This window comes from Fodinibius salicampi (genome assembly GCF_039545095.1).
In the GTDB taxonomy this organism is placed as follows: Bacteria; Bacteroidota; Rhodothermia; order Balneolales; family Balneolaceae; genus Fodinibius; species Fodinibius salicampi.
The window spans coordinates 955,572-976,947 of record NZ_BAABRS010000001.1; the positions used below are offsets into that span (position 1 = coordinate 955,572).

Below are 21,376 nucleotides of genomic sequence, written 5' to 3' on the forward strand. Positions count from 1 at the left end.
TTTTCAACTAATCGATAGCAACCACTTCGGCGAGATTTGGAATAAGAGCATTCTGGGTTGCCCAGAGCCTTCCATCATTACCAAAAGTAATAGCCGTTAAAATTGGGATTTCAGTAGCCACTTCGGTGCAAGAAGCCGCATCAAGATCACAGGAGTTGATCGTACCTCCGACTCCTCCTCCAAGTACTTCTACGGCAAACCAGCTCTGCTCATCCAGTTCAGCAACATGAAGGTTCCCTTCCGAATCAAAGACCAAATCTATGATTGAGGTAAACCCTCCGTCAAACACCTTCATACAATCCGGACTTGAGCCGCATTCTGCCCAAGAAGCATCCGGTGCAATCCTCCAGATGTTGGATGCATTGCTCGGTGCCGGAAAACCTTTTAGCTCTCCTACATAGTAGTATCCGTCAGGCCCTATCGCAACACTGGTTGGCACCGGTTGGGCTGGCATCATATCCGGCAGTCCACAAAGCCCGGCTCCTGAGTCAGGACAACCAACCAGTTCCTTGATGTTAGCTGTCGATACCAATTCATCCGGAAAAACCGCCAGTACCTTAAGATTACCTTTATTATCGATGTGAAGCAGATCATTTCCACCGGCATCCACAACAAGTGCGGCCTTTCCGCCGAGTGACTCAACATCAAACGGATTGGAATCAACAACACCACCATCGGGATTATTAGTCGCTTCAAAAGAGAATAGATCGGCAATGACCTTATTTTTACCTTTCGATACGCGATATAGGGCCTGACCCGTATCATCACCGGGAGCTCCCGTTAATCCTTTCAGAGCCCACATTGTGCCCCGCCCGATTGGACTCATATCGGAAACGCCAGGTAAAGGAATATTCGTACGACCATCAAGAGTAGCAACACCTGCACCGGCATCAGCTACAAGAATATTCCCGTTAGGAGCGGTTGCAAGTCCAAAAAGTGGACTTGCAAATCCATCTTCATTCGCTGTATGAGCACCTTTTGCACGGAAATTTGATGACATTCCGACTGATTCACTAAGATATCCACTACTGAGAATAGCATGTGGACTAACCTCGGTTGATGAGACTAAGTCATCGCTATTATCGGTTGTTTCAGTAGTCGTCACACTGCTTTCAGAACAAGCTATCACAAATAAAGAAAGGCAGGCAATCAATAAAAACTTCATCATCCCTCCCCTCTTTTTTTCTAAACGATCTGTGGTGAATGAGTTTATATCATTCATATTTGACCTCTTATTTAATTGATTGGTTATAATTTATACGCAGGGGTAGGTACCAATCTGAATAGATGAATAGTAGATCTTATTTATATCAATATAAAATATTATTGTTGATAAAGTTCAAATAGTAAAAGCTAAAATAGGTACTTAATACTATCCTTAATTAGTAAATAAAAAATATCCCATCATACTATAAATAGTGAATCATTCATCTTGCTACACAAAACAACATCTCTTTAATTTTCTGTCAGTCACGTAAAAAACAGTTATAATTAATTTGGTATCAGCTCAATAGCTAACCTTAAAACCAACAGCTCAATAAAAAACACCCTATATATTTTTAGTTGGTCCTGATCGAGATTTATACAACGTGAAAGATACTTTTCGCAGTTGCCTGTAATCCCCATAAGCTGTAACTTTGTAACGCTTCAGGATATATTTAAAAATTTACTTGGCTAAATAATACATTGATGACGAAGCTCGGGGGCTCTACCGGCATAACTATGCCGTCACGTTTTTCTTTACTCTTATTTATTTTCCTATTCTTCGAGAGTGTTGGGTATTCTCAATCACAGGAGAAACTCAAACAGGATATTATCTCTCTGGATAAGATTAAAAGCAGCATAGATAATAATAACATCTCATCGTTAAAAGGAGATACTGTAACCGTAACTGGAATTGCCAATATTTCTACCGGTCTACTTCACGAAAACTATTTACAGGTCTTCATCCAGAATGATTCTACAGGTATATCCCTTTTCTCTGTATCTTATAACAAAACCATAAACCACGGTGATAGTATCGTTGCCACAGGTGTAATACAGGATTACTATGGCCTGACAGAAATTAATGTTTCTGAATACTCCGTATTTCCCACTAACGGGAAGCAGCCGCCAATTATTCCTTTATTCCAGGCTGTGGATAGCCCCCAAAGATTTGAGGGTATGTTGGTAAACGGAACAGGTAATGTAGTTAGAAAAGGAGATCGATTTAATGGCAAATACATTATGGTTGCTCCATATAATAAACCGGATAAATCGATGATGGTCTACGTTACCAATTTCCATTCCATGTACCAGCAATTTGATTTTGAGTCGCTGAGTGTTGGGGATGAGGTTCGCATAACCGGTGTATTAAGCTTGTATAACCCAGACAGTAAGGGGGAAGAAGAGAGCACTTATAAGATTCATTTGCGCACCCCAAATGATTTAACACCTATTGGTTTTACGCAAAGCCAAGTAACACTTTGGGGATCAATGGGACTTCTTTTAGTACTTCTTGTAATAGGATGGATTATTTCTCTACGATCTTCAGTTAAGAACAAAACCGAAGATTTACAGGAATCTCTGAATGACAAAGAAATATTATTAAAAGAGATTCACCACCGGATAAAGAACAACCTAGCCATCATGTCCGGACTCTTTGAACTCCAACTGGAGGGAGTTGAAAATGCGGAAACCCAAAAAGTTCTGCGCGACAGTCAGTCTCGGCTAAAATCAATGGCCTTGGTACATGACAAGTTATATCGGACCTCTACCCTCACAGACATCGAAATGTCACAATATATTACCGAGCTGGTTAGAAGTCTGCGTAATACTTTTGCAGGAACGAATCAGGAAATTGACCTGGAATTTGACCTTGATGATATTTCACTGGACATCGATCAAGCTATCCCGTGTGGATTGTTGATCAATGAAATAGTAGTAAATGCCTTTAAACATGCTTTTAATAATAAAAAAACAGGCGTCATTAATATTTCCCTAAAACGTCAAGGAGAAACTATTCAATTGGTTATTGCAGATAACGGAGAGGGTATTCCGGATGATATTGACCTTGAGAACAGAAGTTCCCTGGGAATGATGTTGATTGATACTTTTAAAAAGCAACTGGAAGCCACAATGGAGATAACAAACACCAATGGCACTCGATATTCTATCAGCTTTCCTATTGAAGAGTAATTTAGTTATCCACCGACTTATTTTCTTGCTATCTTATTGATCCAATCTATTATTCCCTGCATCATAGCGGTAATTGTCTTAAATCCCATATATACTAGTCTTAAGAAAACTGAAATTTATTAAAAAAAACTAATTATGTAGGTTTTAATACCTAGTTGTAATACTTTATTCATTGATAATAGGATCGCCTCCCTCAATAAAGCTGTTATCAGGAAACTTTACTGTCTGAGTCCCTCTTCTTATCAGGCTTATTCAACTTTAAAAAATTTAGCTGAGTTTAAATACTCGGAGTAAAAAATGAAAACGATAAATACCCTTTTAACGATTACAGTATGTACCGGTTTCCTTTTCCTCAATAGTTTAATAGTTAACGGTCAAAATTGTAAATGCCCAGATGAGGTTCTTGTTGTTTATGAGGAACCTGCAATGCCATTAGTTTCAATTACAGAGAAGGATTACCCAAACTTTTTAAATATTTCGGGTTTAGAAAGATATTCAAATATTAAATATCTGGGATCAACTAAAAATTCTAAATCATACACTCTCAAGAGTAAAAGTAACCAAGTAAATCTAAATGCCACCTATGCGCAAGATGGGAAGCTAATTCATGGTAAACTTACTGTAAAAAATGCTCCTCTTCCTAAAATTATATCCCGTCATTTAGCAAGCGACGATTATAAAAATTGGATAATGAAAAGTAATAAAACTGTTATACACGACTTTGATGCCTTAAAAACAGAATACGAGATAAAACTTCAGCAGGATAAAAAGAAACAAACCTTATATTTTAATCATAAAGGAGACCAGATTAAAAAACTTTCTCGTCGTTTATAATATATCTTCAAGCATAAACTGGAGTTAAAGGTGTCCAACTAAATCCGTTGAATATCAATTAGCTCTATAAAAGAGTTCTCGGATTAACTATAGTCCGAGACCTCTTTATTCTCACTTTATATTAAAACTAAATATTACAGTTTTAGAATTAAGAAATATTTGTTCATTCAAGCATTTAGCTTAGAATTGAATCGGCTATATAGTCGGGTATTATTCCGGAAGAATTTATTTTGAGGTCCACAGTATCGGAACGGGTATTACCAGAAAGCACCAACAGCGTTTTAAGCCCGAATTTGTTCCCCCCGAGAATATCTGTACTTAAAGTATCACCTACCATCAGGATATCTTCTTTAGCAAAGGTACCGGTTTTATTCAGCTCGTCGAAAGCATACATAAACATTTGGGAATCGGGCTTTCCAAATCGTATAAATTTTTGATCAACTATATACTCTACAAGCCTTGAAATACCCCCTATTGCAATAGCGACATCACTTTTGGATACCGGGTAATATTTATCAGAATTTGCCACTATAACCGGCAGGTTTTTGCGACGGAGAAAGTTTACAGTCTTGTTAATATGAAGATTCCAGTCAAATCCTTCATCATCCAGAAACAAAAATGCTGAAATATCATCGATATCTTTCATACTATTGAGGTCAACATCGGATATAGGCACGTGTTCCAATCCCGATTGCAAAATATATTCTGCTGAATTTTCTGTACCCAGGTAAGCAACTTTACCAGAAGTTATTTTAAGCTCTAAAAACTGCCTGGCAAGCATTCCCGAAGTGATTATTTCCTCTTCACGAAGTCCTTTAAGTCCAAGGTTTTTAAATACTTGTATCTGCTGTTCCTGACTGCGCGAGGCATCGTTAGTAAGAACTCTAAAAGGAATATTCTGGCTTCGGATATAATCAATAGAGTCCTGTACCCCATCGATAAGTCCCTCGTGGTTTTTTAGTACACCATAGGAGTCGATAAAAACAGCTTTAAAATTCTTTACAAGCGAATAAAATGATACTTTTTCCATTGTTTTTGCTAAAGATTGAGTGCTTCTAATAACGGTTCTGGATCAAATTTTTCGTCAACTACAGGCAAATGCTCATTATACGCTTCCTGTTGGAGACGTGTTGCAAATACCTCATGAAAGAAATATCGGCCATATTTTACAACATAATTAAGCAAGAAGAAACGATAGGCCTCTTTCAAAAACCGAATTTCCACTTCTTTGAGTGGATATTCATTGTGATATACCTTCAAAAACCGCAGGAAGCGGTCTTCCATAAGCGGATCCAGATCATAGCTAAAAATTGTTTGATCCCCAGCATGTGACACAATACGGCTGAAAAAATAAAAATCCATCATTCTAGAACTAACACGGAACCAGTCGTAATCCCATCGTGAATAAAGCTGGAAATTTTTGGTTACTGAAAAGTTTCCAATATTCCAGTCTACAAAAACAGGGATTACGTCCAGTTCATCCGTTCCAAGCTCTTCAACATTCTCTAAAAAGGTGTGGCATTGTCGCTTAATTAACTCTATGTGCATACGATGCTCATGCCGGCCTTCCTTGGTTTCAAGTATCTCAAGCAAATGATTGATATCAACTTCCAGAGTCTTAGATGAGGGAGGTAGAGTATTTTTAATACTATGACATGCTTTATGAAAGCGGGCAAAACTTACCGCGAGTTTATCTATTTGATCCTCATTCAATCGTTTTGGCAATCGCTTTCTTACCTCCATGGGGCGATAAAAAACGACCCAAACATCGATCAGTTCATCCTGATGGCGATGCACAAAAAGAGAATTCCCCTTAATCAATGACCGCGCTAAAACATTTTCAAAGGGAGATGGAAGATTATTAGCTAATGAATTAATAATGCTATGATCTTCCACGAAATGCTCGAATTTACCGAAGTAAGAAAGCTTTGCAATAATCACATTTTTATCTGAGAAAGAAATCCGATAGACATGGTTTGTAGAAACCTTAGCACTAATGTCTGTAATACTAATAATTTCTTTACTATCATCATAAGCCTCAACAGCCTCTCTTACAATTTGATTAAAATCAATCTGAAGCATAAATAAATAGTATTAAATAATTTCAAAATAACGTTGTAGTTCCCAATCGGTTACCTGCTTTGAAAATTGCTGCCACTCCCATTCTCTGGTCTTAATAAAATGATCCGTAAACTCCTTACCAAATAATTCTTCGGGCAGTTTTGAAGCTTTCATAACATCCGTGGCTTCCCTGAGTGATGCCGGTAACGGTTGGTTTTCACTATTAGCGTATTCGTTACCCTGTGTTTTTGCAATATCCAAACTGAGGTTATGCTTGATTCCATATAATCCGGATGCCAGGCTGGCTGCCATAGATAAATAGGGATTGGCATCGGCCCCGGGTACCCTCGTCTCTATCCGAGTAGCACTAGCCCCATCAGGAATAACTCTGAGTGCGGTTGTTCTATTTCCTATACCCCAACTAACAGTTGTAGAAGCCCATGAACCTTCTACAAAACGTTTATAACTGTTTACAGTTGGAGCATACATCGGCAATATATGAGGCAGACAATGGAGTTGTCCCGCTAAATAGTACTCCAGAATTTTACTGATATTATTTTCTCTTGAAGAATCATAAAATACATTCTTCTCCTTATCTTTGTCCCATAGACTTTGGTGAATATGTCCGCTGCATCCCGGTAAATCATTATTCCACTTTGCCATGAAGCTAGCGACCAGTTCATGCTGATATGCGATCTCCTTAACAGCCGATTTAAATAGCACTGCGCGGTCAGCGGCTTCCAGTATATCAGCATAGGTAATGCTGGCTTCAAAGACGCCATCTCCGGTTTCCGTATGCTGACCTTCAATGGGTACCTTAAATGCAAACAACTGGTCATACAAGTCATTAAAGTAGGGAGCATTTTGTGAAGATCTGAGAATCGAATAACCAAACATACCCGGCGATAGCGGGATTGGGTCTTTATAATTTTTTTCTTTTAAACTTTGGGGAGTCTCCCGAAAGTTAAACCATTCAAACTCATTAGAAAACTGTGGATGGTATCCCATATCGATACTACGCTGTCGAATCTTTTTCAGCAATGTACGGGGACATACTCCTGCCATATCTTTTGAACGACTGAAATCAGCTAAAAAAAATGGCATCTCCCTTTCCCAGGGAATGGTTCGGTAGGTAGAAGGATCAATAGAAGCGTAAGAGTCCGGATAGCCCGTATGCCACCCTGTTACAGAAGGATCATCATAAACGGCATCATTCATATCCCAGCCAAAGATGACATTACAAAATCCGACCTTTTTATCCAGGCTTTTTAAAAATTTTGATTTGGATATGATTTTCCCGCGGAGGATTCCATCTATATCCGTTACAGCAAACTTAATTCTATTGTCTTTCTTTTTCTCTATTTCTTCAACAACTGCTTTCTGATCCATTATACTAATTAACTTATCTTCCTCAATTTAATATGGGTTTGCAGGGCCAGCATTATATCCAGATTTCGACTTAGGTATTAATAATCGGAGAAATTATTTTTGGTAGTGCCTTAAAATACGAATTCCCCTTTGATGTCAAAGCAGATATAATGAAAAACCCCGTCTCCTCACAGAAACGGGGTTTTTAAATCAGAGGTAATTAACTCTGTACTTTAATTAGAGATCGACACTATTGACCGTCTCAATAATACGAGCCCCTACTTTATAGGGATCAGCATTAGATGCAGGACGACGATCTTCCAGGCGTCCAATCCAGCCGTCTTCCTTCGTAGTAACAGGAATTCGAATAGAAGCACCACGGTCAGAAACTCCATAACTAAACTTATCTATGGATTGTGTCTCGTGTTTACCGGTCAGACGTTTGTCATTATCTGCACCGTATACTTCGATGTGTTCATCGATATGATCTCCAAAAGCTTCACAAATGGCTTTCATGTTTTCTTCGCCACCAGTTTCGCGCATAAATTCATTGGAGAAATTAGCATGCATACCTGAACCGTTCCAATCGGTATCACCCAGTGGCTTTGGATGCCAGTCAACAACCAATCCATATTTCTCAGCAAGACGTTCGATCAGGTAACGCCCAATCCATATTTCATCTCCGGTTGACTTTGCACTTTTACCGAAAATCTGGAATTCCCACTGGCCGGCAGCGACTTCAGCATTGATACCTTCGATATTAAGACCAACTTCAAGGCATAAATCCAAATGTTCTTCAATAATTTCGCGACCGAAAGCAGAATCTCCACCAACTCCGCAATAATAAGGTCCCTGGGGTGGAGGAAATCCATTATTTGGGAAGCCTATTGGTCGACCTGTATCGGGGTCTGAGAGGAAATACTCCTGCTCATAACCAAACCAGAAATCACCATCCTCTTCATCAATCGTAGCCCGGGCATTACTTTCATGAGGAGTACCATCAGCATTTAGTACTTCCGTCATTACCAGGTATGCCGACTTCCGTGAAGGATCAGGATAAATAGCTACGGGCTTCAATAAGCAGTCAGAAGAACTGCCTTTTGCCTGTTCAGTAGAACTTCCATCGAAGTTCCATATTGGCGCATCTTCAAGTTCACCACTGAAATCATGAAGAACTTTGGTTTTACTTCTCAACGATTGGGTTGGCTGATAACCATCAAGCCAAATATATTCGAGTTTAGAGAAAGCCATGTAAGTTTCTATAATTGATTATTAAATTATTAGTTAGCTTAAAACTGGAATTAAACTATCTGAAAAGTTAGTTTTCGAAGGATCACGGTAAATTTACTACCAGTGTTTGACACTTGAAAATCTTTCGTTTACTGAGCTATGTTAAAAGCTTAACTTTCCAGTAGCTTAATTTTAAACTATAATAAAAAGCTAATTAATCATTTATGCAAAAATATTTTAGACTTAACAATATAAAAACCTAATTAAATTACTGTAAACTTAATTTAATTCAGTTTTATTGCTTTTAACTTCAATTAGTACAGTAATTTTCAGGTTTTAACCGCAAAGAACTTAATTTTTTATCTGCTTTGAACACCCCTTTAATAAAAAGCTGGATTAATGCCGCCCGCCCTCAAACATTACCCGCCGCATTTGTGCCCGTTTTTCTGGGAACCGCACTTGCGATTCATGACTACGTTTTTGATATCATAGCCAGTTCGGTGGCCCTGCTTTGCGCCTTTCTCATCCAGATCGGTACCAACTTTGCGAATGACTATTTTGATTTTAAAAAGGGAGCTGATACCAGTGAACGTATTGGCTTTGAACGGGCTACGGCATCGGGCCATATCCCTGAACAAGGCATGCTCAATGCAACCATTATTACAATGGGGCTTGCTTTTATATTTGGACTCTATCTCGTTTGGCACGCCGGATGGGTAATCCTTGCGATTGGAGTGGTCTCTCTTATTTGCGGAATTTTATATACCGGGGGCCCTTATCCTCTGGGTTATAATGGCCTTGGAGATCTGTTTGTTTTTATCTTTTTTGGCATTGTAGCGGTTATGGGCACCTATTATGTCAATGCTCTCTTTTGGAGTATAGATCCTTTCTGGGCTTCCCTTGCCGTTGGAGCCCTTTCTACCAATATATTGGTTGTAAATAATCTACGCGATATAGAACAAGATGGTCCCGCTGGCAAAAATACACTCGGTGTACTATTCGGTGAACAATTCCTGAAGTGGGAATACCTGTTTATGATGCTTCTTGCCTTCGTAATCCCACCACATTTTTATTTTAAACTGGGATATGGATGGGAAATCTTCCTGCCCTTTTTGTCATTGCCCCTGGCAGTAATACTCGTTTATCGAATATGGACAGAAGATAATAAGCGCAAGCTCAATAAGGTTTTAAAACTTACCGCCGGTTTTATGCTTTTGTTCACGCTCCTGTTTGGCGCCGGAATCCTTCTTGATCTCTCTTGAATCTGACTGCCTACACATATCGCCTGCCCTTTAGCCAATCGCTCAAAAACAGTCAGCATACCTATCGGTACCGAGAAGGGATCATTTTATACCTGGAAACTTCCGAGCGATCCTACGTTGGTGAGGCCGCTCCCCTGCCCGGTTTCTCATCCGAAAATCTGGCTGATATTAAAGCTCAAACAAAAAAACATATCAAAATTTGGCATTCCCTTATGGGGCATGCACAACCGTTTCAACTCCTCCAAAACCATTACCAACAACCGATCGCATCGTCCCTGCAATTTGCGCTGGATACGCTGGCTTCTCAGCTGGAGGCCCACAGAACTGGAAAATCACTGCAGCAGCTACTGTTCGATCAGTGGAATAAAAAAACTCCTCTCAATGGACTCTTATCTCTTTCTACTAATGAGGTTTTGTCATCCGTTGGTAAACTAAAAGAAGAAGGCTTTACGACTTTCAAATGCAAGGTAGGTATAAATTTTGAAGAAGAGCTGACCCAACTTCAAAAGATAGGGACCCACTATCCGGATTTTCGCATCCGGCTGGATGCCAACCGGGCTTGGTCTCTCCCTGAGGCTGCCTCATGTTTCGAGAAACTCGCAAATCTGGATATCGAATACTGTGAAGAACCTTTAGCTAAATCCACCCCTGAAAACTATAAAGAATTAGCATTACAAAGTTCTATTCCCCTGGCCCTGGATGAATCCCTGAACATGCATACCAAACAATGGATGGAATTGCTTCCCCATATCTCTTTCCTGATAGTGAAACCAATGGTTATAGGCAGTTTTGAACGAATTAAGAAGATTTATGAGCAATCAATCAGATCCGAAAAAAAAATCATTTTTACTTCCAGCCTGGAAAGCAGTATCGGACGAACCATTACTTCTATTCTTGCCTCGGGATGGGGAGCCAAAGACCATGCGCATGGACTGAATACCGGGAATATGCTCGAACAAGATATAACGGCCAATCAGCCGATGATCTTCAATGGCTCTATTAATTCTAGTGACATGGACGCTGTAACCGTAACAAATACACATTTAGAAACGATCACTACTAAAATTATAAGCAGTACATGAATTCTGAATCAAACGTCCCTCACTTTGATCCCCCTTTGCCGATTAGCCTGTTTCTCAAGTCATCTGCGAACACCTATATTTACGATGATCTGAGGCAATTTGAACATCACTTTCTCCATTTTCTTAAAAAAATTGACTACGACTACACCAAACCGTTGGCTCTGTCAGCCCCCTCTTCTGATGAACTGGTTTTTATCCTAGCCTCCTGCTGGAGACTTGGCATCCCTTTTGTCCCCATTGATTATAAGCTTTCCCAAAAGGAACAGTTGGTATTACTGAACCAGCTCGATATTGAGCTCCTTATTACAGATCAGGAAACATCGAATCTGTCGCTTCAATCTGCAAATATTGAACAATTTTCGTTATCAAAAATTTTAAGTCCTGATTTTACTCCCAAAGAATGGGTAGCAGAGCACAAGGAGAGCGTTAAGCCTGCACAGCTGTTTGGCTATTTTTTTACCTCAGGCACGACAGGATCGCCCAAGATTGTTCCTTTAAAGCGCAGACAAATGCTATATGCAGCACAGGCCTCAAGCCAAAACCTTCAACCCCGTCGGAACCACTTATGGCTCCTGTGTTTACCCCTGCACCATATCGGTGGTATCTCGGTTATACTGCGTTCACTCCTCTATGGATCGGGAATTTACCGGATGGATAAGTTTAATCCTACAAAAACCATAGCACTTATAAGCCAGTATAAACAGCTCGTTGCCGCTTCCATGGTTCCCACGATGCTAAATCGCCTGATGAACAGAAACGATTTCGCAGCTCATGACAATTTTCAGGCCATTTTACTGGGTGGCGGCCCTATTACTCCTTCCCTTATTGATGACTGTTTTAATCGGGGAATTCCAATCATTACCAGTTATGGAATGACGGAAAGTTGTGCTCAAATAGCAGCGAATCCCCTTAAGACCGTAGGCGATTTGAGTCGGCCAAAAAAGAGCGTGGGAAAAGTCTTTGATCCAAATAACATTGATATCCGCAATGACGAAGGCCATTCGGTGGAACCTTCTGTATCGGGACAAATTTGGCTTAAGGGTCCCCAGATTTTCGATGGCTACCTAATCAATAATAACGCGGACTTTTTTGATAGTGAGGGATGGTTTAATACCGGAGATTACGGCTATTTAAATGACCAAAATGAGCTTTTTATTGAAGCCCGCCGCACCGACTTAATTATCAGTGGCGGTGAAAATATTGCTCCACTGGAAGTGGAAAATGCCCTAGAGGCACTTCCCAACATTGAAGAGGCTGCTGTTGTTGGACTCCCCGATGAGAAATGGGGACAAAAAGTAGTAGCAATTGTCAAAACTACGAATAATCAAAAGATAAAAAGCGGAACCATACAAAAACTACTGAAAGATCATTTGCAATCTTTTAAAATACCTAAAGAGATTGTCCAGGTAGATTCTATTCCCATTTCTAAAACTGGTAAGATCAAGCGCCTCAAAGCAAAAGAATATTTCGATAAATAATTTTTGAGGCAGAAAAAGTTATTATCTTTGATCGTAATCATATAAGTAATGGATGCGGGAAAAAATCTGCATCCATTACTATCCTCTTTCCTTACTCATCAATATAGGCCAGTCCTTTTGCTCCTATATCCGACCGGTAATATTTATTCGAGAACGAGATTTTATCTACTTCTTTATATGTATTCTTGATTGCAGCCTGCAGTGTTTCTCCACTTGCCACAACGTTCAGGACACGTCCCCCATCAGTTAAAATCTTCCCATCCTCAGCCTTGGTTCCGGCATGAAATACCAAAGCCTCATCCGAAACGTCTTTAATACCGGTTATTTCTTTTCCTTTTTCATACTCCACGGGGTATCCATCTGATGCAAGCACGACGCAGCAGCGATACTGGTCATCAATTTTTAACTCTTTAAGGTGTAATTTTTCTTCCGTTGCAGCATACATCAGATCCAAGAAATCAGATTGCAGTGAAGGCAGAATAGCCTGACATTCAGGATCACCAAGGCGGCAGTTGAATTCCACCACCTTAGGACCCTCCGTAGTAATCATCAATCCACAGTATAAAATACCTTTGTAGGGATGTTCATCCAGTAACATAGCAGAAATTGTAGGAAGGATTATCTCCTTTTCTACACGCTGCAACATACGTCTGCCTATAACCGGGGTAGGTGCATAAGCCCCCATTCCCCCGGTATTTAAACCGGTATCTCCTTCTCCTATCCGCTTATGATCCTGTGCGTAATGAATAATTTTTGCAGTTTTGCCGTCGGAAATAACAAATACAGAGGCTTCCTTACCCTTCAAGAATTCTTCAACAACCAGCGTATCGGCAGCTCCTCCAAAACGATCGCTTTCCTTTAGTTCCTCAAGCCTCTTCTCCACCTCTTCTTCCGTCTCACAAATAAATACTCCCTTCCCACCGGCCAGTCCATCGGCCTTCAGTACAACAGGATAAATATCTTTTGCCTTAATATCTGCCAGAGCCCGGTCAAATTGCGCCCTGGTATAGCTTTCAAAGTCAGCCGTGGGAATGCGATTGTCGCTCATAAATTCATTGGCAAACTTCTTGCTGCCTTCAAGTTGAGCCGCATACTTGGAGGGACCAAATACCTTATGTCCCTCAGACTCCAGGAAATCAGTAATACCAGCCACCAGCGGCTGTTCGGGACCCACAACGGTTAAATCAATATCCTCTTCCTCTACAAAAGACAGGATTCCATCAAAATCATCGAGAGATAGATCCACATTCTTGCCGATTTCTGCAGTGCCGGGATTCCCCGGAGCAATAAAAAGCGTATCCAATTGATCGGATTTTGCAATGCTCCAGGCCATCGCATGTTCTCTTCCGCCATTGCCTAAAAGTAAAACGTTTAAACCCATAATATTTTAAGAAAGGTTACCTGCTATTTTAATGATATCGGTAAAGCTATCGGCTTTTAGAGAAGCTCCGCCAATCAATCCTCCGTCAACATCGGATTGGCTTAACAGTTCTTCAGCGTTATGGGGCTTCATGCTTCCGCCATATAGAATCTGAATACTGTCTGCGGTATCCTGACTATATAAGTCAGCAAGCACCTCGCGGATCATGGCATGCATTTCCTGGGCCTGATCTGGTGTTGCCGTTTCCCCCGTTCCTATAGCCCATATAGGCTCATAAGCAATAACCAATTGTTCGGCTTGTTGTTCTTCGACTCCAATCAGAGCGGCTTCAACCTGTTTGCGGACTACCAGCTTATGTTCATTGGCTTTGCGCTGTTTTAGGGATTCTCCCACGCAAATGACGGGACGCAATTCATCTTCAAGAGCCTTTACTGTTTTGGCATTTACCGTTTTATCGGTCTCTCCAAAATACTGGCGCCGTTCAGAATGACCCAATATTACATATTCACAGTTAACTTCTTTAAGCATCTTTGTACTGACTTCACCCGTGTAGGCACCGTTATCTTCGGAATGTACATTTTGTCCACCCAACGCAATGTCTTCCGCTTCCTGAAGTTCCTCAGAAGCAGTTTTTAAAGAAATAGTAGGCGGACATACCAGCACATCTACGTTATCGGGGATCGTTACTCCACTGTTTTTAATGCCCTGAAGCAGAGCGGCTGTTTCTCCAGGCCCGCAATTCATTTTCCAGTTACCTGCAACTAATAAATTTCTCATAATAAAATTATTGATCTTGGTTTAAAAGAGTTTGAATTCCCTTGATAACTTCCTGGTACTCTCGGCCTACATATTTACGTATAATTTCTCCTTCACTGTCCACTAAAAAACGCGTTGGTATAAGGCGGATATTAAATTTTTCCAGTAGCTCATCACGGTCAAATGCCTGTGCATCTGCAACGGGCCACGCCCGTACCCTTTCATCAAAAAAAGCATCCACCGTTATTTGGCTCTCATCAAGTGGAATGGTAACCACCTCTAAATCATAATTTTTGTATATGCTATGGATAACAACCGTCCGATCGAACTGCTCCTGATAAAGCTCGTTAGACAAACGCGTAATTTCAAGAATATATGGGCGGCCCAGCAGTGAATCACGACTTGTGGTCTTTCCATTACTGCTAAATTCAAAAGACGGGAGTTCATCTCCTGGTGAAAGATAATTCAGGTCATAATCTATAGATTCAGCCCATTCCATAGCCACTGAATCTTCGGCATACTGTTGACGAAACTCATCCAATCTTTCCTGTGCTGCCGATATACGGGCACTATCATACAGTAATTTTATACGTTCTCTTTCAATATTTTTAAGCTGCTGTGTTCCTTCCGTAAGATCAGAAAGCGTATCAAGATAGGCCAGAGTGGGCTGTAATCCCCTACTCCGTGCGAGATAGTCTTTGCCATAGTTGAGACCTAAATACACCAAATCATCATTATCCTGAACAGAACGAATGCGATTCATCATCTTTTCACCGTTCCAGCCCTGTAACAGTCGGATGGCTTCAGCCGCTGCCAGCGATCCAGCCCGGGTTTGTTCATTTTCCTGATAGAGTTCAAAATAAAGATCACTCCATTTATCAAGCTCTTGCTCTAATGAGTCATCACTTAATCGTCCCGCATTGGCATATCTTGCTATACGCTGAAATCCATTATTCAAGCGGCCAAGTTTTTGCATGGCATCGTGTTCACGCGAAGAGATATTAAGGGTCTCTTCGAGATTTGAAAGCTCACCGGTGATCTCCAGCGTATCATCTTCTGCCAAAATTACGCCAAAGCGACCGATGTTATTTCCATCCTTACTGATATAAACCGGATATCTACCTTTCTCCCGAAATGAAGCACTCCCGCTAAAATGTCCGGATGAATCCGTTTCCTCGTGAAATAAAGTATCGGGATCGGCCTCAGCGGAATCCTGTCGTACAATTGTAAGGCTAATTGGCAGAAGACTATTATCAGCAGTATTCATACTATCAGAGGCTGAAAACTGTCCTTTTACTATAGCCTGCCTGGAGTCATCACCGGAGGAACACCCCCAGAATAACAGAGCAGCAGCGCTGATGATTAGCAGCAATCCATTATTTTTCATATTCCGCAATTAGTCGTTAGAACTACCCCTTAAGCACGCAGTGATTTTCTACGAATTATCGAGTCTATCGCTAACAAGCTCCCGGACCAGTTGAGGATTAGCTTTCCCTTGCGATTTTTGCATTACCTGGCCAATAAAAAAACCAATAAGTCCCTTTTTGCCATCCCGATAACGTTCGGCCTCGTCCGGATGGTTCTCAATCACCTCATCCACAATAGGTTCTATAAAGCTGGTATCGGATACCTGCATCAGGTTCATTTCCTTAGCCAAATCCTCTGCCGATTTATCCTCTTCGAGCATGGCATCGAAAATCTCGGTCATAGCAGAGGAATTAATTTTATCCTCCTCGCGAAGAGACACTAATCCGGCCAGGCGTTCCTCAGAAATGGGAAATTCCTTAATATCGATACTTCGCTCATTCAGCACACGCAGTACTTCCGACAATATCAGGTTGGATACCGCTTTGGGACTGTCAACATATTCAAGAACCTCTTCATAAAAGTCAGCCAGGTAACGGCTTTCCGTTAGCGTCTGTGCGTCATCTTCACTCATCTCAAATTCTTCGACAAAACGCTTCTGCCGTACATCCGGCATTTCCGGAAGACTTTCTTTTATATCCTCGAGCATCTCATCCGTAACCATAACCGGGGGAATATCCGGTTCCGGGAAATACCGATAGTCGTGAGCTTCCTCTTTGGTACGCATAAGACGCGTTTCCATCTTATTGGCATCCCACAACAATGTCTGCTGTACTACCTTGCCGCCCGATTCGATAAGATCAATCTGGCGGTCTATTTCATATTCAATAGCCCGTTCTACATTGCGAAAAGAGTTCATATTCTTAAGCTCCGTTCGCGTCCCAAATTCTTTTTGTCCCTTGGGTCGAACCGAAACATTGGCATCGCAACGGAGACTCCCCTCTTCCATATTTCCATCACAAATTTCAAGATACTGTACAATCTGCTTGATCCTCTTCAAATATTCATAGGCTTCCTGAGCCGTTCGAATATCGGGTTCAGATACAATTTCGATAAGAGGCACACCGGCCCGGTTCAAATCAATGAGGGTATTAAAAGGATCCTGGTCGTGAATAGATTTACCCGCATCCTCTTCCATGTGGATACGTGTAATACCAATATCCTTGCTGTATTCATCCAAATTGATGGTGATATTCCCATCGTGGCAGATAGGAGTCTCATACTGCGATATTTGATATCCCTTGGGTAAATCCGGATAGAAATAATTCTTACGGGCAAAAATTGATTTTCGAGCGATACCGCAGTTAGTAGCCAACCCCATCTTAATGATATAACGCACCAGGTTTTCGTTAAGAACGGGCAAAGTACCCGGATGCCCCAGACATAAAGGGGTCACCTGCGTATTCGGAGAACCGCCAAACTCCGTAGAAACCGGGGCAAAGGCCTTGCTTTCTGTTAGCAACTGGGCATGAACCTCAAGCCCAATAACTGCTTCGTATTCTTTCGAACTGCTCATAAAAGATAGTTAATTACCGATTCGATTTTATGGCGAAAGATATTAAACCTCAGGGACATTTATTAATCTATTTACGAGATTATATCTTTCAAACAAAGAATAAAAAAGCCTGGGAAAATCAGCTCTGGCTTTTCAAATAATCCATCACCTGCTGAACCCCCTCTTCAGGTGTAATGTCAGTTGTATCTATATCCAGCTCAGGATTTTCTGGTTCTTCATAAGGATCACTAATACCGGTAAAATTATCAATTTCTCCTTTCCTGGCTTTTTCATAAAGCCCCTTTACATCCCGGCGTTCGCACTCTTCCAGCGGTGTGGATATATAAACTTCGGTAAAATCCTCACACATATCGCGAACAAAATCCCGTGCATCCTGATAAGGTGAGATAAAAGAGGCCACCACAAAAACTCCGTGCTTCTGCAGAAGACTCGCCACAAATCCCACCCGTTTAACGTGGCTGTCGCGTTCTTCTTTACTGAATCCCGTTGTAGGGAAAACTTCGCGTACGGCATCGCCATCTAAATGCTCAACCTCATATCCTTCCTCATTTAATCGGGCATAAACTTTTTCGGAAATAGTACTCTTTCCAGAACCTGATAGTCCGGTAAACCATAAAACAGTCGGTTTAAGCTTCTTTTCTTCTGACATGAATCAAACCTCTAATAATATTATTTGTATTTAAAATTCGTAATTCTCTTTAAGGCCAATCATAAAACCTTTATTTTTTAAATTGGGCTTATTGTAAGTGAGTGGAGAATGGTGAACGCCCTTTTTTGCTGAATACCGATAAACACAATCTCCAGCGGCTACATCCCATTCCATTGTCGGACCCATCCGGGGATATATATCGGCTTTGCCCTCAGCTACCAGGCAAAATTTGATAGAACTACCCGCAGGAATAGTTTCTTCTACATTCAGTCCCTTTTCCTTGAGCTTGTTGATTAAATCATCAGATCCGTGCGAACGACTTTGAACAGCCCTCAACGCATCCCCGGTATCCGCAGATTCTGAATATATCTTTTTGGGTTTTCCGTCGGCTACCTGTTTAAAAGATCCAAGTTTATTGGTCGCATAGTATGTTGTCTTTTTATCTGGCACGTGCACAACCCCCATTATGGGCTTGCCGTTATCAATGAGCGCAATATTAACAGTAAATTCTCCATTCTTTTTAATAAACTCTTTGGTACCATCTAGCGGATCAACAATCCAAAACTTTCGCCAATCCTTGCGCTCCTCATAATCCGGTATCCCCGATTCTTCCGAAATAACAGGAGTATCCGGATCTAACTTTTTTAAAGCAGCAATAATAATATGATGAGCCGCTAAATCGGCTTTGGTAAGTGGAGAGTCATCATCCTTTTTCATTACCTCAATATTGGTGGCATAGAATTCAAGTATCGCTTCTCCTGCTTCACGGGCTGTCTCTACAATTTGTTCTATCATAAGTACCTTTCAACTAATACTTTTATTTAAACGGTTTGCGGCAAAGATACTAAAAAAAATGTCCCTCGCGAATACCTTTATCATAAAAAATGGGCTTCGCCATTTAGACAAAGCCCATATAAGGGAGTAAAAATAAATTGAATAGACCTTATCAGTCTATCTTCAAATACTAATTTATTTTAATTATTGATCAAATCCGTAATATTCGGCTACTGCTTCATAATCTGAAGTATCCAGATGATCGGGAATAATAGAATCGCCAGCTATCTGCTTAGTATTATCTATCGTATTGGAAGAACCGATTTTGATAATTTCAATACGGTGATATTCTTCTCCAGGTCCATCCGACTCTCTTATTTGCATATAAGCAGTGCTATAGCTATCAGACCAATAAGAAAATCTTGTATAAAAGGTTTGATCATTTATCCCATATCCAGGAATTGCATAATAACTTTGTATTCCTGTTGAAGAAGATTCATAAACAAAATAGACAAGCCAGGCATGTGTAACTAATTCATTTTCACTATTAACATCTAAAATGTAAATGCCGGGATCACTGCTAAAATCTGTAGCCGGATAGAGATATCGCGTTACATTTGCATTACCATCAGCTCCTTTCAGGTTTATAGGAGTTCCCCAGCCACTCGCCGTCTTGGGTCCGTACAACTCGTAACTACTTTTATCAAGATAGTAATCTCCTTCAACTCCCAACGATGCATCGGGGGTACCGGTGCCTGCATAAATCTGGCTGCCGTCTGCTCCGTCTTGGCCATCGGCTCCATCCTGGCCGTCATCACCACTCAGGTTCATAGGCGATCCCCAGCCGCTGTCCGTTTTGGGGCCGTATAAATCCTTATTGGCGGTATCAAAATAATAATCACCGCTGATTCCCAGCGACGCATCAGGGGTCCCGGAACCCGAATAAATTTGGCTCCCATCAGCTCCGTCCTGCCCATCTTTTCCGTTCAGATCAATCGGATTTCCCCAGCCACTGTCGGTCTTCGGACCGTATAGGTTCTGGTTGGCTGTATCGATATAAAAATCACCAACCACTCCAACAGAAGCATCCGGACTTCCACTTCCAGAATGAATTTGGGTACCCTCTTTTCCGTCTTCACCGTCTGCCCCATCTGCCCCATCTGCCCCATCTGCCCCATCCTGACCGTCTTCTCCCATTAATACGATAATGGGATTTCCCCAGCCGTCACTATCTTTGGGACCATACAACTCCCCGGTATTTTGATTCAGGTAATAATCTCCATTCTCCCCAACATCAACAGTTGGAGCCTCTTCCCCGGCATACATAACGCTTCCATTCTCCCCAGCCGGTCCAATCAGTCCCTGTGGCCCTTCAATTCCCTGGGGTCCCTCTGGCCCATGGGGGCCCTTACAGCTTGCCAAGGTAAACAAACAAGCTATAGTTAAAAATAAAAATCTTCTTGCGATTTGTCGTCCGATATTTGTACTCATAAATACATACTATTATTAGAGATTACTTTTTCGCAATCTTTTGATCGCTATAATTAAATACGATATTGAAATAGAAATAGGCTCAAAAAAGAGCGTATAATACTCATGTATAGACCAAATTTTATTCAGAGAAGCTTTCTTTTATTTAACCTTGCAAACAATAATAAATGATTATCAAGATTTTATTTCTTGAATTTTAATTGATAATAGATTTTTATAATTTAAATGCCGTATTTAAGGGGGATCTATAAATATGTTACTTTTGGCTTCTTTAAACCTCAATATTATCTACGTAAAACTGAGTTAATTTAGCTCATTTCCATTTACTATGGCTGAATCGTCAGATGTTACCAGATTATTAATAAGTCTCAAGAAAGGGGAAGACGGGGTATATGATAAATTGTATCCGCTAATTTATGATGAGTTACGGAATTTGGCCTACTCTCACATGAATCGGCAATCAGCGGACCATACCCTCTCGCGTACTGAGCTTGTTCATGAAACGTATTTGAAAATGATTGACCAAACCCAGATTGACTTCTCGGATAGAAGTCACTTTCTGGCCATTGCTTCTCGGTGTATGCGGCAAATTCTGATCGACTATGCCCGCAAAAAACAAGCTGAAAAACGAGGTGGCAAGCAAAAAGATCTTACATATATTGATGGTATTTTTAACGGGCAAAATAGCAAGGCACAGGAACTCATTGACATCGACGATGCACTTAAGCGTCTTGCCGAATTAAATGAGCGTCTCAGCAAAGTGGTAGAAATGCGTTTTTTGGGAGAAATGACTATTGAAGAGACTGCCGATGCTCTGGATATTTCAGAAAGTACTGTTAAAAGGGATTGGATGAAAGCAAGAGGGTGGCTCTACAAAGAGCTTAAAGAACGTTTTGAAGTAAGTTAATAGGTGTTCCTCCACTTTGTAATGTAATTATATAACGGTCGTTGG

At 40.8% G+C, this 21,376-nt stretch carries 18 protein-coding genes; 6 read left to right on the top strand and 12 right to left on the bottom strand.

The genetic code is table 11. The features are described 5' to 3' along the window. Nucleotides 1–7 precede the first annotated feature (7 nt). Nucleotides 8–1,222: a ScyD/ScyE family protein gene (locus tag ABEB05_RS03935; RefSeq protein ID WP_265787702.1), complete on the bottom strand. Its 1,215-nt coding sequence runs from the start codon at nt 1,220–1,222 to the stop codon at nt 8–10. Between the two features lie 500 nt (nt 1,223–1,722). Between ABEB05_RS03935 and ABEB05_RS03940 the strand changes: the two genes are divergently transcribed. Both ABEB05_RS03940 and ABEB05_RS03945 read left to right on the top strand, forming a co-directional pair. Next, complete coding sequence (locus tag ABEB05_RS03940) at nt 1,723–3,177, top strand: histidine kinase dimerization/phosphoacceptor domain -containing protein (RefSeq protein WP_265787703.1); 1,455 nt, start codon at nt 1,723–1,725, stop codon at nt 3,175–3,177. A gap of 297 nt (nt 3,178–3,474) precedes the next feature. Next, on the top strand, nt 3,475–4,011 hold the full coding sequence (locus tag ABEB05_RS03945; RefSeq protein WP_265787704.1) for a hypothetical protein: 537 nt from the start codon (nt 3,475–3,477) through the stop codon (nt 4,009–4,011). Between the two features lie 175 nt (nt 4,012–4,186). On the opposite strand, the gene ABEB05_RS03950 is transcribed toward ABEB05_RS03945, so the two are convergent. The 4 genes from ABEB05_RS03950 to ABEB05_RS03965 form a co-directional block, all read right to left on the bottom strand. Beyond that, nucleotides 4,187–5,041 (bottom strand): HAD-IIA family hydrolase, encoded by an 855-nt coding sequence (locus tag ABEB05_RS03950; RefSeq protein WP_265787705.1) that lies wholly within the window; start codon nt 5,039–5,041, stop codon nt 4,187–4,189. A gap of 8 nt (nt 5,042–5,049) precedes the next feature. Next, a complete protein-coding gene (locus ABEB05_RS03955) occupies nt 5,050–6,093 on the bottom strand; it encodes a hypothetical protein (protein ID WP_265787706.1) in 1,044 nt (347 codons plus the stop codon). Nucleotides 6,094–6,105: 12 nt separating this feature from the next. Beyond that, nucleotides 6,106–7,461, bottom strand: a complete 1,356-nt coding sequence (locus ABEB05_RS03960) for a glutamine synthetase family protein (RefSeq protein WP_265787707.1) — start codon at nt 7,459–7,461, stop codon at nt 6,106–6,108. Nucleotides 7,462–7,677: 216 nt separating this feature from the next. Beyond that, entirely contained in the window at nt 7,678–8,691 is a 1,014-nt protein-coding gene (locus ABEB05_RS03965; protein WP_265787708.1) for a glutamine synthetase beta-grasp domain-containing protein, read from the bottom strand. Nucleotides 8,692–9,038: 347 nt separating this feature from the next. Between ABEB05_RS03965 and ABEB05_RS03970 the strand changes: the two genes are divergently transcribed. Genes ABEB05_RS03970 through menE form a run of 3 tightly spaced genes read left to right on the top strand, consistent with a single transcriptional unit; the run spans nt 9,039 to nt 12,492 of the window. Further along, nucleotides 9,039–9,932 carry a 1,4-dihydroxy-2-naphthoate polyprenyltransferase gene (locus ABEB05_RS03970; RefSeq protein WP_265787709.1) on the top strand — a complete coding sequence of 298 codons (894 nt, stop codon included), beginning with the start codon at nt 9,039–9,041 and terminating at the stop codon, nt 9,930–9,932. After that, on the top strand, nt 9,929–11,014 hold the full coding sequence (gene menC, locus ABEB05_RS03975; protein WP_265787710.1) for an o-succinylbenzoate synthase: 1,086 nt from the start codon (nt 9,929–9,931) through the stop codon (nt 11,012–11,014). The genes ABEB05_RS03970 and menC overlap by 4 nt, the downstream gene beginning before the upstream one ends. Then, a complete protein-coding gene (gene menE, locus ABEB05_RS03980; protein ID WP_265787711.1) occupies nt 11,011–12,492 on the top strand; it encodes an o-succinylbenzoate--CoA ligase in 1,482 nt (493 codons plus the stop codon). The genes menC and menE overlap by 4 nt, the downstream gene beginning before the upstream one ends. Nucleotides 12,493–12,583: 91 nt before the next feature. Here the strand turns inward: menE and purD are convergent, their stop codons facing one another. The 7 genes from purD to ABEB05_RS04015 form a co-directional block, all read right to left on the bottom strand. Further along, a complete protein-coding gene (gene purD, locus ABEB05_RS03985) occupies nt 12,584–13,873 on the bottom strand; it encodes a phosphoribosylamine--glycine ligase (RefSeq protein ID WP_265787712.1) in 1,290 nt (429 codons plus the stop codon). 6 nt (nt 13,874–13,879) lie between these two features. Then, nucleotides 13,880–14,650: a triose-phosphate isomerase gene (gene tpiA, locus ABEB05_RS03990; RefSeq protein WP_265787713.1), complete on the bottom strand. Its 771-nt coding sequence runs from the start codon at nt 14,648–14,650 to the stop codon at nt 13,880–13,882. A 7-nt stretch (nt 14,651–14,657) separates the two neighbouring features. After that, on the bottom strand, nt 14,658–16,016 hold the full coding sequence (locus ABEB05_RS03995) for a TlpA family protein disulfide reductase (protein ID WP_265787714.1): 1,359 nt from the start codon (nt 16,014–16,016) through the stop codon (nt 14,658–14,660). A 48-nt stretch (nt 16,017–16,064) separates the two neighbouring features. After that, entirely contained in the window at nt 16,065–17,510 is a 1,446-nt protein-coding gene (gene gatB / locus ABEB05_RS04000) for an Asp-tRNA(Asn)/Glu-tRNA(Gln) amidotransferase subunit GatB (RefSeq protein ID WP_265787715.1), read from the bottom strand. 118 nt (nt 17,511–17,628) lie between these two features. Next, nucleotides 17,629–18,159, bottom strand: coding sequence for an adenylyl-sulfate kinase (gene cysC, locus ABEB05_RS04005; RefSeq protein ID WP_265787717.1), 531 nt, complete (start codon nt 18,157–18,159; stop codon nt 17,629–17,631). Nucleotides 18,160–18,189: 30 nt separating this feature from the next. Next, the gene (gene cysQ / locus ABEB05_RS04010) at nt 18,190–18,954 is read right to left on the bottom strand and encodes a 3'(2'),5'-bisphosphate nucleotidase CysQ (protein WP_265787719.1); all 765 of its coding nucleotides are present in this window, start codon (nt 18,952–18,954) and stop codon (nt 18,190–18,192) included. Between the two features lie 183 nt (nt 18,955–19,137). Continuing rightward, a complete protein-coding gene (locus ABEB05_RS04015) occupies nt 19,138–20,424 on the bottom strand; it encodes a collagen-like domain-containing protein (RefSeq protein ID WP_265787720.1) in 1,287 nt (428 codons plus the stop codon). A 328-nt stretch (nt 20,425–20,752) separates the two neighbouring features. Between ABEB05_RS04015 and ABEB05_RS04020 the strand changes: the two genes are divergently transcribed. Continuing rightward, on the top strand, nt 20,753–21,331 hold the full coding sequence (locus ABEB05_RS04020; protein ID WP_265787722.1) for a sigma-70 family RNA polymerase sigma factor: 579 nt from the start codon (nt 20,753–20,755) through the stop codon (nt 21,329–21,331). Nucleotides 21,332–21,376 lie beyond the last annotated feature (45 nt).